We start from the raw sequence: 12,748 nt of genomic DNA, 5'->3' as shown, positions 1-12,748 counted from the left end.
CTCAGGCCGCGGACGCCGCGTACTCGTCGATCCGGGCGAGCAGCGCCTCCTGGGCAGCGGCGTCGGCCCATGAGCCGAGCACGGAGTTGCGCGCCAGCTGCACCAGCTCCTCGCGAGTGAAGCCCGCCGCCTGCAGTGCCGCGTAGTTGTCGGCGATGTAGCCGCCGAAGTAGGCCGGGTCGTCGGAGTTGACCGTCACCCGCACCCCGCGCTCGAGCAGTGCGCGCATCTCGCCCGCCTTCATGTCGCTCGAGACGAACGAGTTCGAGAGCGGGCAGCAGGTCAGCGCGAGCCCGCGGTCGACCAGCACGTCGATCAGCTCGGGCGCCTCGACGATGTTCGTGCCGTGGTCGATGCGGTCCACGCCGATCTCCTCCAGCACCTGGCGGATGTGCTCCACGCCGTTGGGCTGGTCGACGTCGCAGTGCATCGTCAGCCGCAGCCCCGCCTCCCGTGCCCGCGCGAAGACCTGCGCGAACTTCGCGGGCGGGTTGCCCCGCTCGTCGGAGTCGAGGCCCACGCCGATCAGGCGGTCGGCGTAGGGCAGCGCGGCCTCGAGCGTCTCGCGGGCGCTCTCGGCCGACATGTCGCGGAGGAAGCAGAGGATCAGCGCGGCATCGACACCGAGCGCCGCCGCGTCGACCGCCGCGCGGTGGTACCCGCTGATCACCGACTCGAACGGCACTCCGCGCGAGGTGTGCGCCTGCGGGTCGAAGAACGCCTCCGCCCGCACGACCCCGTCGGCCGCCGCGCGCCGGAAGTACGCGGACGCGAGGTCGTAGAAGTCGGCCTCCTCGCGCAGCACGTCCATCGCCGGGTAGTACACGGCGAGGAACGAGGCGAGCGAGTCGAAGTCGTAGGCGAGCGCCTCCGGCACCGGGAGGCCGTTGCGCTCGGCCAGCTCGGCGCGCAGCTCGGGCTCGAGGGTCCCCTCGAGGTGCACGTGCAGTTCGACCTTGGGCAGTCCGACGAGGAAGGAGGACACGGGGGCGCCTTTCGAGAGGAGGGTCAGCGGCCGGTCGCGATGAAGTCCATCGCGACGAGGGGGCCCGGCAGCACCGCGCCGATCACGGTGCGGGCGGGCGGGTCGACGGGGAAGTACTCGGCGTACACCGCGGAGGCGGCGGCGAAGTCGCGCTCGAAGTCGCTGAGGATCAGCGTCACCCGCACCACGTCGCCGAGCCGCAGCAGGAACTCGGAGGCGAGCAGCCGCTCGATGTTGTCGAGGGCCGAGGCGGTCTGGGCCGCGATGCCCTCGGGCACCGAGCCGTCCAGCGGCGAGAACGGTCCGATCGCCGAGCCGTAGACGACGCCGTGGGCCTCGACGGCGTGACTGTAGGCGCCCCGGGGAGCGCCGAGCGCCTCCGCCGTGACGAAGCGGCGCATCGAGGTCGAGGTCATCGGGGCAGCTCGCCCGACACCACGCGCCCGCGCGACACCACGGCGACGATGTTCTCGGCGCGCAGGTCGTCGATGCTCTCCCACGGCCGCCCGCGCAGCACGACGAAGTCGGCGCCGAAGCCCTCGACGAGGCGGCCGACGCGCGAGCCGAGGCCGACGACCGCCGCCGCGTCCGAGGTCGCCGACACGAGCGTGCGCTCCGAGGTCCAGCCGAACGCGTCGCGCATCCGCCGCACCTCGTCGAGCTGCTCGCCCCAGTCGACGTAGACGCCGTTCGCGTCGGTGCCGAGCACGAAGCGCACCCCGGCCTCACCGGCGGCGAGGAAGCCGGCGTCGCGGGTGGCGACCACGTCCTGCGCCTTGAGCGACGCCTCCGGAGACGACGGCGCGCGGCCGGCGGCGATCACGTCGTTGATGAACAGGGTCGGCGCCACGGGGAGGTTCCGCTCGACGAGCGTCGCCCAGTGCTGTGGGCCGATGGCCGTGCCGTGCTCGATCGAGTCGACGCCGAGCGCGAGCGCCCGGTCGAGCCCGTCGGCGGAGTGGGTGTGCGCGGCGACGGGCATGCCGAGCGCGTGCGCCTCGTCGATCGTCGCCGCGATCTCGGCGTCGGTCTGGTTGCGCCAGCCGACCCGGTCGCCCATCGAGAGGACGCCTCCGCTCGTGTAGATCTTGATGCCGTCCGCGCCCGCGCGGGCCCAGGTGCGCACCAGGCGACGGCACTCGTCGGGGCTGTCGGCCACGCGGTCGCGGTGCGGGTAGTGCGGCGGCACGAAGAGGTCGCCGTGGCCCGCGGTCATCCCGACCGCGCCGTGGTTCACGAGCCGCGGTCCATCGGCGATGCCCTGCTCGAACATCCGCGCCACGGTCATCTGCAGCTCATCGGCCCCGAGGTCGCGGAGCGTCGTGACTCCCGCGCGGGCGGCCTTGCGGGCGTTGTTCGCGATGTGGAACACGCGCTCCTCGCGCGGAGTGATCAGCCCCCACGAGGTGAAGTCGGCCGAGCCCTCGCCCGAGTAGGCGCCGAGGTGCACGTGCGTGTCCACGAGCCCGGGGATGATCGAGAGGTCCGAGTCCCCCGACGACGACGTGACGGAGTCGATCCGGTCGCCGCTCCAGGCCAGGGTCGCGGTGCCGAGGGCGCGGGTGCCGTCCCACACGGTGCCGGTGATGCTGTCGCTCATGCTCATCCTCAGTTCTGTCCGCCGAAGCGGACGGCCGCCAGTCTCTCGCCGATCGCCACGACCGCGTAGGCCACGACTCCCAGCGCCGTGATCACCGCGAGCGAGGCCCACAGCTCGTCATAGCGGAACCCGGCCGACGCGCGCTGCACCGCGCCGCCGAGTCCCTTGCCCGTCGCCAGCCACTCGGCCAGCATCGCGCCGCTCAGGGCGGAGGGGACCGCCACCTTGGCCGCGGCGAAGATCGCGGGCACCGCGGTCGGCAGCGCCACCTTGAGCAGCACGTCCAGCGGCGATCCGCCGTAGACCGTGACCAGCTCGAACGACTCGCGCGAGAGCGAGCGCAGACCGAACACCACGGTGACCAGCGCGGGGAAGAACACCGCGACGGCTCCCACCACGGCGACCGCCGCGATCCCGTTGCCGATGGCGAGGGTGATCAGCGGAGTGACGACGATGAGCGGCATCGACTTCAGCAGCATCGCGATCGGCATCATCGTGGCCTCGAGCGAGCGGATCAGCACGAACAGCACCGCGATCGCGAGCGCGACGAGCATGCCGGCCGCGTAGCCGACGAGCGCGTCGAGGGCGGTGACGCCGAGGTTGCCGAACACGATCGCGCGGTTCTCGGCGGCGTCGGCCTCGGTGAAGAGGTAGACGGCGACATCGGTCGGGGTCTTGCCGAGCAGCGGAGACACGTCGGCGATCGCGAGGAAGGCGTACCAGAACGCGAGCGAGAGCACGACGGCGACGGCCAGCGGCACGAGCTCGGCCCGGACGATGCGCAGGGCGAGGCGGCCGGTGAGGTCGCGGGGGCGGCGCGCGGCACGGGGTGCCGGGCGGGTCGGGGTGCTCATACGACGCCTCCGGTTCTGCGCAGGATCGAGCGGCGGGTGGCGCGAGGAGTGCCCGTCACGCGCGGCATGACCCAGCGGCCGAGTGCCGCGATCAGCGCGTAGCCGAGGATCGTGACGACTCCGCTGGTCACCGCGAAGGCCCAGGCGCGCTCGACGTCCATCTGGCGCTGCGCGACCGCGAGCGCGACTCCGAGACCGGTGGTCACGCCTCCGAGGTACTCGCCGAGCACCGCGCCGAGGATCGCCGCGGGGACGCCGACCTGCAGCGCCGTGATCGTCGCCGGCACGGCCGCGATGGCCTGCACCTTGACGATCTGCGCCCAGCGCCCGCCGCGGTAGGCCGCGACCAGGTCGAGCGCCGTGCGGGGCGCCGAGCGCACGCCGAGCAGCGCGCCGATGAGGGTGGTGAAGAAGACGAGGAGGGCCGCGAGGAAGATCGAGGTCGTCCGGCCGCCGAAGATCACGAGGATCACCGGTCCGACGGCGGTCAGCGGCAGGCAGTGGCTGATCACGCCGATCTGCTCGATCACGCGGTGGGTCCACGGCAGCAGCAGGGCGACGGTGGCCAGCGCGAGCGCCGCCAGGTTGCCCCAGAGGTAGCCCTGGCCCGCGGCGAGCACGGTGTCGCCGACGTTGCGGAGGTAGAAGACGGGCCCGTCGCGCACGAACGCCGCGACGATCGCCCCCGGGCTGGGCACGGCGCGGCTCTCGCGGTAGACGGTGTCGGCGAGGATCCACCAGATCGCGACGAACACCGCGAGCCCGGCGATCACGCGCCAGTGGGTGCGCAGGGCACTCACGCGTCGTCCTCCATCGCGACCCCGTGTTGCCGCGAGAACAGCAGGTCGGTGATGCGGTCCTCGATCGCGTGGAACTCGGGGCTGCGCAGCATCTCGACGGTGCGCGGGCGCGGCAGGTCGATGTCGATCACCTCGACGATGCGCCCGGGGCGGGGCGACATCACGGCGACCGTGTCCGAGAGGAGGATCGCCTCGGCGATCCCGTGCGTCACCATCAGCGTGGTCGCGGGCCGCGCCGTCCAGATCCGCTGCAGCTCGAGGTTCAGCCGCTGCCGCGTCATGTCATCGAGCGCGCCGAACGGCTCGTCGAGCAGCAGCAGGTCGGGCTCGACCACGAGAGCGCGGGCGATGGAGGCGCGCTGGCGCATGCCTCCCGAGAGCTGCGACGGGTACGCGTCCTCGAAGCCGCTCAGCCCGACCAGGTCGAGCAGATCCGGGATGCTCTCGCGCTTGGACGCCTGGCGGGTGAGCTCGAGCGGCAGTCGCACGTTCGAGCGCACCGAGCGCCACGGCAGCAGGGCCGAGTCCTGGAACGCGATGCCCAGCTCGGCCGAGCGCTTCGTGCCGACCACGGGTGTCCCGTGGATCGAGACGGAGCCGGTGGTCGGCTTCTCGAGCCCCGCGAGCATCCGCAGGATCGTCGACTTGCCGCAGCCCGACGGGCCCAGCAGCGAGAGGAACGAGCCGCGCGGAGTGACGAGGTCGACCTCGGCGAGCGCCTGCACCGACCGGGATCCCAGGTCGAAGCGCTTGCTGAGCCCCTGCAGGCGGATGCCCTCGGTCTCGATGGTGGTCAACGTCTCGTCCTCTCCGCGCGGTTCGTGATCGGGTGCTGCGAGGGCTAGTCCTCGAGCAGCTCGGGGTGCTCCTCGTAGACCTCGTCGATCAGCGTGGTGTCGAAGAGCTGGTCGGCGTCGAGCTCGATCCCGGTCAGCGCGAGCGACTCGACCGACTGCTCCTGCAGCTCGGGAGTGATCGTCAGCAGGCCGTTCTCGTCGGTGTCGGCGGTCGCGATGAGCCCGGTCTGGGTCGTCATGACCTGCGCCTGCTCCTCGACCTTGTAGTTCTGGTCGGCCGCGTAGTCGGCGACGACGGTCTCGGCGGTCGCCTCGGGGTCGGCGACGGCGTCCTTCCAGCCGCGGGCGACCGCGTAGAGCAGCGCCTTGACCTTCTCGCGCTCGTCGTCGATGCTCTCCTGCGCCACGACGATGGTCTCGCCGACCATCGGCAGGCCGGTGTCGGCGAGCAGGAACTGCTGGGCCGAGAAGCCGCGCTGGTTGAGCGTGTTGGCGCCGGCGGTCGCGTAGCCGATGTAGCCGTCGACCTGGCCGGTGGTGAGCAGCGTCGAGTCGGTGAGCGGCACTCGGTCGACCTCGGACTCGTCGATGTCGTTCGCGGCGAGGAACGCGCGCCAGACGAGGTCGTTGCTGTCGCTCACTCCGATGGTCTTGCCGACCATGTCCTGCGGGGTCTCGATCGGAGCATCGGTCAGCGAGACGATCGCGAACGGGTTCTTCTGGTAGGTCGCGCCGACGATCTTCATCTCGGCGCCCTCCGAGATCGCGGGGCCGGTGATCAGGGGCGAGGAGACGCCGGCGAAGGCCGATCCGCTCGCGATGGCGGTCTCGGCGCCGGTCGCGCCGGTGCCGCCCGGCGTGAGGGTGACGGAGTCGAAGCCCGCGTCGGTGAAGTAGCCGTTGGCGTCGGCGAGGTACTCGCCCGCGAACTCGACGTGGGGGACCCAGGAGAGCTGCATCGTGGCCTCGCCGAACGAGGTGTCGCCGTCGCCGGAGGCGGCCGCGTCGGTCCCGCTCGAGCAGGCGGTGAGCGCGGTGGTGGTCGCGAGGGCGACGGCGAGGGCGCCGAGCAGCGCGCGGCGGCGGGCGGGGGTGGTCGTGGGCATGCGGACTCCGATGCGGTGGAGGGAGGAGGAGCGGGGCGGGCCGGGGGAGGCTCCACCAGTCGACCAGACCGCGGCGCTCCGGCGCCTCGTCGCACGGAGGATGTGTGCGGCGGAGCGCCGCGTCCTCCCCGATGCCCGGACAAACCGTGTTGCGGTCAGGTTTCCAGCCTGACATCCCGCGTTTCCCCTCCACCGTCCGTGGAGACTCCTGCTCTCGGAGCCCGCACCCGCTGCACGATCCGCGGAAGGCGGATCCGTGCCCGCGAGGGACCTCGGCGGAGGCGGCTCAGCCGGCCGCGACGGGGGTCGCGTCCAGCAGCCCCTCGAGCCGGGCGTAGCTCGTCTCCATGCCGCCGGTCATGCCGGTCGCGAGGATCGCATCGCGCTGGGCGGCGTCGGCGTAGGTGATGACCACGGTCAGCAGCGTGCCGCCGCGCGTCGGAGTGAGGGTCAGCTCGTTGAGGGTCGCCGGGGCGTCCATCCCGATCATCGCCTCGGTGGTGACCGCCCTGACAGGCGCCTCCGACTCGAGGAGCTCGCCCGTGAAGCCGAACCGCTCGTCGCCGCCGTCGCGCTGCCACTCGTAGCGGTAGCTCTCGCCGACCTCGGTCGCGATCTCGCAGACGGGCATCGACCAGCCGTCGGGACCGAGCATCCACCGCCTCATCAGGTCGGGGTCGTTGTGCGCCCGCCAGACCTGCTCGATGCCGCCGCGGACCACCCGCGACACCCGCACCTGCGTGTCGCTCAGGATCTGCGACTCGACGGCGCGGTCGGCGGCGAAGGAGGCGAGGTCGGCGAGGACCGCGTCGATCTGGGCCATCGCCTCGCGAGTGCCCTCCTCCATGCCCATCGCGACGAGCTGCTCGAGCTGGTCGAGCGAGTCGAAGAACGACGTGGTGGTCAGCCGGGTGCCGCTCTCGGTCTCGTCGAAGGCGAAGACGGCCCGCATGGCGGGGAGTCCGGAGTCGGCTGCGCCCGTCTCGTCGGCGAACCGGTCGATCACCTCGAACGAGTGCGGTCGGTCCACGGCCGTCCAGTCCCAGCGGCCGTAGTGCTCGTCGCCGTCGGGCCCGGTCATCCGGTAGACACTGCTGCCGCCGACCTCGGCGTCGTGGCGGAGGAAGGTGGCCGGGTAGGTCGGCGGCCCCCAGAAGCGCTCGATCTGCCGCGGGTCGACGTAGGCGTCCCAGACGCGCTGGACGGAGGCGGTGAAGTCGGCGACGATCGTGAGCGTCAGCCGGTCGAGATCCTTCTCGACGGAGGTGATGGGCATGGCGGGCCTTTCAGTGGAGTCGGTCGGTCGGACGGCCTTCGTCGTCCTGGGCGGTCGGATCGGTGTCGGCGGCGAGCAGGGCGTCGAGCCGATCCACGCGTCCGCGCCAGATCTCCTCGAACCCGTCGAGCAGGCGCTGGGCCTGGCGGAGGCGCTCGGGATTGCCGCGCACCAGGCGCTCGCGGCCGAGCGGCCGCTTGGTCACGAGCATCGCCTCCTCGAGCACGGCGACGTGCTTCTGCACCGCCGCGAACGACATGTCGTAGCGGTCGGCGAGCTGCGAGACGGACACCTCTTCCCGGAGGGTCCGCCGGACGATGTCGCGCCGGGTCGCGTCGGCCAGCGCCCGGAACATCCGGTTGACGTCGGCGTCGGAGAGTTCATATACAACCATGTGATTGCACATTACGACCGAGAGGGCGACTCCGCAAGAGCCATGGATCCCGCGAGTCAGATCGTCGGAGACAGCTCCTGCAGCCCCGTCACCCGCAGCAGGTCGAGCCGCGCCTCGTCGTCCGAGCCCGGCACGACCGTGTAGACCACGATCCGCAGGTCGCCGCCGGTCACCGAGAGCACGTCGCAGTCGACGGTGATCGGTCCGACGGGCGTGCTCGTGACCGTCTTGCGACTCGCGCGGTGCTCGGCGACGTGCGCCTGCGACCAGCGCGCGGCGAAGTCGGCCGAGGCCGCCCGCAACCGCACGACGAGGTGGGCGAGCGCGGCGTCGTCGGGGTAGCGGCCCACGGCGGCGCGCAGGTCGGCGACGAGGTCGGCCGCGAACTCCTCCTCGTGCCGCTCGTCGAAGTCGGTGCCCCCGTGCCCCTGCGTGAAGTGCCGCCAGACGAGATTGCGGTCGAGCCCGGTGAAGCGCGAGGGGTCGCCGTTGATCGCGGCCCAGAGCGGGTTCCAGAGCAGGATGTCGTGGGCCGCGGTGAACACGGCGAGCGGCACGTCGCCCAGGCGGTCGACGATGCGCTGCACCCCTGCCGTGATGTGCTGCGGCACCTGCGCGCGGGTCGGCGGCGCGACTCCCGCGACCCGGAACAGGTGGTCGCGCTCGTCCTCCGTCAGCCGGAGGGCGACGGCCAGGGCGCCCAGCAGCTGCCCCGAGGGGTTCACGGCCCGCCCCTGCTCGAGCCGCACGATGTAGTCGACGCTCACGCCGGCGAGGGCGGCGAGCTCCTCGCGGCGGAGCCCGGAGGTGCGCCGGCCGGCTCCCGCGGGCAGTCCGACCTCCGCCGGGCGCACGCGCTCGCGCCACGACCTCAGCACGCTCGCGAACTCGCTCATGCCCCCATGCTCCTCCCTCGCGGCCGCGCGGTCCTGGTATCGGCGGTCCTGGTATCGGCAGTCCTGGTATCGGCGGTCCTGGCGTCAGGCGGTACCTGGGGCGGCGGGCGGCACGGGCACAGCATGGGGACATGACAACGACACTGATCACCGGAGCCAACCGCAGCCTCGGACTCGAGACCGCCCGCCGCCTCCTCGAGGCCGGCCACACCGTGTACGCCGGAATGCGCGACACCGCCGACGGGGACGCCGTCCGCGCCCTCGGAGCGCACGCCGTGCAGCTCGACGTCCTCGATGCGGCGAGCGTCGACGCCGCGATCGCCTCCCTCCCCGCCCTCGACGTGCTCGTCAACAACGCCGGCGTCCTCGGCACCTCGTTCGGCGTCGACGACCTGTCGGCGGAGGCGATGGCGAGCGTCCTCGACACCAATGTCACCGGGATCGTCCGCGTGACCCAGGCCGCACTGCCGCTGCTCCGGCGCTCGGCCGCGCCCGTGATCGTGAACGTCGCCTCCGGTGTCGGCTGGCCGCGGGCACTCTCCACCCCGAGTGCCGACGAATTCCCCGTGCAGGCCGTTCCGTACGCCGCGTCGAAGGCCGCGGTCATCGCCCTCACGGTGCAGTACGCCAAGAACCTGCCTGAGTTCCGCATCAACGTGACCGACCCGGGCTACACCGCGACCGACTTCAACGGGCACGGCGGTCACCAGACCGTGACGGAGGGCACCGACGCGACGGTCGCGCTCGCGCTCGTCGGCCCCGACGGCCCGACCGGCGAGTTCCACTCCCGCCACGGCCGCATCGAGTACTGAGGGCCGCGAGGGCACCCCGGACAGCCCGGCATTCGTTGCAAGGGGCAACAAAAGGGCGGCGGAGGCGGCACAATGAGGGCATGACGCAACGGAGCAACTGGGCCGGCACCTACGAGTACCGCGCCGCCGACATCATCGAGCCCGAGTCGATCGAGGAGGTGCAGCGCCTTGTCCGCGAGAACGACCGCGTCCGCGCGCTCGGCACCCGCCACTCCTTCAACCCGCTCCCCGACACCCCGGGCGCCCTGCTGCATCTCGGCCGCCTCGCCTCCGACCCGGTGATCGACGCCGACGCGAACACGATCACGGTCGGAGGCGCCACCCGCTACGGCATCGTGGCCTCGCACCTGCACAGCAACGGCTACGCCCTGCACAACATGGGGTCCCTCCCCCACATCTCGGTCGCGGGCGCGATCTCGACCGGCACCCACGGCTCCGGCGACCGCAACGCCAACCTCTCCTCCGCCGTCTCGGCGCTCGAGCTCGTCACCGCCGACGGGTCGCTGCGCACGATCCGGCGCGGCGAGCCCGGCTTCGAGGGCGTCGTCGTCGGACTCGGCGCCTTCGGCATCGTCACCCGCGTCACCCTCGACATCCAGCCGACCTTCGACGTCCGCCAGGACGCCTTCGTCGACCTCCCCTGGGACCGCGTGCTCGACGACTTCGACGCGATCACCTCCTCGGCCTACAGCGTCAGCCTCATGACGCACTGGTCGAGCCCGACCGTCGAGCAGCTCTGGCTGAAGACCAAGGTCGAGAACGGCTCCGTGGCGGACGTCGACGCGACGCACCTCGGCGCGATCGCCGCCTCGGCCAGCCTCTTCGCCGTGTCGGAGGGCGTCGACTCGAACCTCAACCCGTTCGGCGGCTCCGTCGGACCGTGGTCGGAGCGCCTCCCGCACTTCCGCCTCGACCGCGGGCCGAGCGCCGGCGACGAGATCCAGAGCGAGTACATGGTGCCGCGCGAGAACATCCGGGAGGCGCTCGTGGCGCTCCGCGCGATCGGCGAGCGGATCGACGAGGTGCTGCTGATCACCGAGCTGCGCACCATGGCGGGCGACGACCAGTGGCTCTCCCCCGCATCCGGTCGCGACAGCGTCGGCATCCACTTCACCTTCGCGAAGGACCGCGCGGGAGTCGACGCGGTGCTGCCCGCCGTCGAGGGCGCGCTGCTGCCGCTCGGCGCCCGCCCGCACTGGGGGAAGCACTTCCTCGCCGGCGCGTCCGAGATCGCGCCGCTGTACCCGCACCTCGCCGACTGGCGCGCGCTGCGCTCGGAGTGGGACCCGGCCGGGACGTTCGCGAGCGACTTCGTGCAGGAGCGCCTCCTGGGCTGACGCCCGCGCTCGAAGGGTGTCAACGGGGGTTCGGAGCCTGGGCGCGCGTCGTAGCGTCGAGGGGACGAGAGGGAGGCGCACCATGCCCCGTGACGAGCAGATCCCGTCCACGATCGAGCGCTCCGACCAGCACGCGCAGGCCCTGTGGTCGGCCGCGCACGACTCCGCCGTGGAGAGCTACGGAGACGGCGAGCGCGCCCACCGCACCGCGTTCGCCGCGCTGAAGCACGAGTACGAGAAGGTCGGCGACCACTGGGAGCGCAAGGCCGAGAAGGGCCCGTCCGACGACCGCGCCGCCCAGCGCGGACCCGGCGGCGACGGTGAGACCGCGGGCGGAGTCGACGCGAACGCCACCAAGGCGCACCTCCTCGACCTCGCGAAGCGCCTCGACATCCGCGGCCGCTCGCGCATGACCAAGCCCGAGCTCGTCGACGCCCTCCAGCGCGAGAACACGAAGCGCACCCGCAAGGCCGCCGACTGACCCGTGGCCGACCTCCGCTTCTGACGGATGTGGATCTCGATACGCCCGCTGCGCGGGCTACTCGATCAGCGAGCTCCGGATCGCCGCCATCCCGAGCTCCAGCTCGGCGAACGTCGTCGACAGCGGCGACAGCCCGATCCGGATGCCGTCCGGCCGGCGGAAGTCGGGGATGATCCCCTCCGCCTGCAGCCGCGGCACGAGCGCCGCGAACGAGTCGTGCGCGATCGTCACGTGCGAGCCGCGCTCCCGGGGCGCCCGCGGAGTCGCCACCCGCACCCCGAGCGGCACCAGCCACTCGTCGGCCAGCTCGAGCGCGTACGCCGTCATCGCCTCCGACTTCGCGCGGACCGCGGGCATGCCCACCGAGCCGATCAGCGCGATCATGTCCTGCATCGCGACCATCGCCGTGATCGGCGGCGTCCCGCTGAGGAACCGGCGCATCCCGGCAGCGGGCGTGTAGCCCGGCCCCATCTCGAACATGTCGGCGACGCCCATCCAGCCCTGGATCGGCTGCGCGAGCGAGTCCTGGTGCCGCGAGGCGACGTACGCCCACGCGGGCGCCCCCGGGCCGCCGTTGAGGTACTTGTACGAGCAGCCGACCGCGAGGTCCGCCTCCCACGCGTCGAGGTGCATCGGCACCGAGCCGACCGAGTGGGAGGCGTCCCACAGCACGAGCGCGCCCGCCGCGTGCGCCTGCGCGGTGATCGCGGCGGCGTCCGCGAGGAACCCCGAGCGGTAGGCGACGTGGCTCAGCAGCACGAGCGCGGTGCGGTCGCCGAGCACCGGGGCGAGATCCTCCGTCGAGACTCCGCGCTCCGGGTCCGAGGTGATCCAGCGGAGGGTGCTCCCGGTCTCGGCCGCGATGCCCTCGAGCACGTAGCGGTCGGTGGGGAAGTTGTCGGTGTCGACGACGATCTCGTCGCGACCCTCCGCCGCCTGCCGCGCGACGGCCGCGCGCGCCAGCTTGTAGAGCAGCACCGTCGTCGAGTCGGCGACCACCGTCTGCCCCGCGGCCGCACCGAGCGCCGCCGCGCCGAGGGCGTCGCCGACCTCGAGCGGGCGGTCGAGCCACGACTCCGCCCAGCCGCGGATGAGGCGCCCGCCCCACTCCTCCTCCGCGAAGCGCGCGAGACCCTCGACGCTCGCCCGCAGCGGTCGCCCGAGCGAGTTGCCGTCGAGGTAGGAGCGCACCTCGGGGGTGCGGACGAAGAGCTCGGGGTACGGCGCGAGCGGGTCCTGAGCGTCGAGCGGATGCATCCCCTCAGCGTAGGGTCGCCCACTCCGCCCCTCGAGACTCCAGGAGTTGTCGTACTCGGCACTCGACTACGACAACTCCTGCGTTCTCGACGGCCCCACCCGGAGGTGCGACGCCCGCAGCCTGAGAAGTCAACGAGCAGACGCGGATCCGGC

General features: G+C 72.3%; 14 protein-coding genes. 3 read left to right on the top strand and 11 right to left on the bottom strand.

Translation table 11 applies throughout. The features are described from left to right. Window position 1: 1 nt before the first annotated feature. The 10 genes from add to GSU68_RS01720 all read right to left on the bottom strand — a co-directional run bounded on the left by add (window position 2) and on the right by GSU68_RS01720 (window position 8,708). Entirely contained in the window at window positions 2-985 is a 984-nt protein-coding gene (add, locus tag GSU68_RS01765) for an adenosine deaminase (protein WP_159905414.1), read from the bottom strand. A gap of 23 nt (window positions 986-1,008) precedes the next feature. Then, a complete protein-coding gene (locus tag GSU68_RS01760) occupies window positions 1,009-1,401 on the bottom strand; it encodes a RidA family protein (RefSeq protein WP_159905413.1) in 393 nt (130 codons plus the stop codon). Then, window positions 1,398-2,585 carry an amidohydrolase family protein gene (locus GSU68_RS01755; RefSeq protein WP_159905412.1) on the bottom strand — a complete coding sequence of 396 codons (1,188 nt, stop codon included), beginning with the start codon at window positions 2,583-2,585 and terminating at the stop codon, window positions 1,398-1,400. Before GSU68_RS01755 ends, GSU68_RS01760 begins: the two co-directional genes overlap by 4 nt. A gap of 8 nt (window positions 2,586-2,593) precedes the next feature. Beyond that, window positions 2,594-3,439: an ABC transporter permease subunit gene (locus GSU68_RS01750; RefSeq protein ID WP_159905411.1), complete on the bottom strand. Its 846-nt coding sequence runs from the start codon at window positions 3,437-3,439 to the stop codon at window positions 2,594-2,596. Next, a complete protein-coding gene (locus GSU68_RS01745) occupies window positions 3,436-4,239 on the bottom strand; it encodes an ABC transporter permease subunit (protein WP_208544627.1) in 804 nt (267 codons plus the stop codon). Before GSU68_RS01745 ends, GSU68_RS01750 begins: the two co-directional genes overlap by 4 nt. Next, window positions 4,236-5,036, bottom strand: coding sequence for an ABC transporter ATP-binding protein (locus GSU68_RS01740; protein WP_159905410.1), 801 nt, complete (start codon window positions 5,034-5,036; stop codon window positions 4,236-4,238). Before GSU68_RS01740 ends, GSU68_RS01745 begins: the two co-directional genes overlap by 4 nt. Before the next feature lie 44 nt (window positions 5,037-5,080). Next, window positions 5,081-6,142, bottom strand: coding sequence for an ABC transporter substrate-binding protein (locus GSU68_RS01735; protein WP_159905409.1), 1,062 nt, complete (start codon window positions 6,140-6,142; stop codon window positions 5,081-5,083). Between the two features lie 286 nt (window positions 6,143-6,428). Next, a complete protein-coding gene (locus GSU68_RS01730; protein WP_159905408.1) occupies window positions 6,429-7,418 on the bottom strand; it encodes an SRPBCC family protein in 990 nt (329 codons plus the stop codon). Window positions 7,419-7,428: 10 nt separating this feature from the next. After that, window positions 7,429-7,812: a metalloregulator ArsR/SmtB family transcription factor gene (locus tag GSU68_RS01725; RefSeq protein WP_159905407.1), complete on the bottom strand. Its 384-nt coding sequence runs from the start codon at window positions 7,810-7,812 to the stop codon at window positions 7,429-7,431. A gap of 56 nt (window positions 7,813-7,868) precedes the next feature. Beyond that, window positions 7,869-8,708, bottom strand: coding sequence for a helix-turn-helix transcriptional regulator (locus tag GSU68_RS01720; protein ID WP_159905406.1), 840 nt, complete (start codon window positions 8,706-8,708; stop codon window positions 7,869-7,871). A 131-nt stretch (window positions 8,709-8,839) separates the two neighbouring features. On the opposite strand from GSU68_RS01720, the gene GSU68_RS01715 reads away from it, so the two are divergent. The 3 genes from GSU68_RS01715 (at window position 8,840) to GSU68_RS01705 (ending at window position 11,338) form a co-directional block, all read left to right on the top strand. Then, window positions 8,840-9,520, top strand: coding sequence for an SDR family NAD(P)-dependent oxidoreductase (locus GSU68_RS01715; RefSeq protein ID WP_159905405.1), 681 nt, complete (start codon window positions 8,840-8,842; stop codon window positions 9,518-9,520). Between the two features lie 80 nt (window positions 9,521-9,600). Next, window positions 9,601-10,857, top strand: a complete 1,257-nt coding sequence (locus GSU68_RS01710; RefSeq protein WP_159905404.1) for a D-arabinono-1,4-lactone oxidase — start codon at window positions 9,601-9,603, stop codon at window positions 10,855-10,857. Window positions 10,858-10,939: 82 nt separating this feature from the next. Continuing rightward, entirely contained in the window at window positions 10,940-11,338 is a 399-nt protein-coding gene (locus GSU68_RS01705; protein ID WP_159905403.1) for a ChaB family protein, read from the top strand. A 57-nt stretch (window positions 11,339-11,395) separates the two neighbouring features. Here GSU68_RS01705 and GSU68_RS01700 read toward each other — a convergent pair whose 3' ends face one another. Then, window positions 11,396-12,595 carry an aminotransferase class V-fold PLP-dependent enzyme gene (locus tag GSU68_RS01700; RefSeq protein WP_159905402.1) on the bottom strand — a complete coding sequence of 400 codons (1,200 nt, stop codon included), beginning with the start codon at window positions 12,593-12,595 and terminating at the stop codon, window positions 11,396-11,398. Between the last annotated feature and the right edge of the window lie 153 nt (window positions 12,596-12,748).

The organism is Rathayibacter sp. VKM Ac-2759, from assembly GCF_009834225.1.
Taxonomy (GTDB): Bacteria; Actinomycetota; Actinomycetes; order Actinomycetales; family Microbacteriaceae; genus Rathayibacter.
Note: the sequence above shows the minus strand (reverse complement) of the source record. Positions and strands in the feature narration are given on the sequence as shown.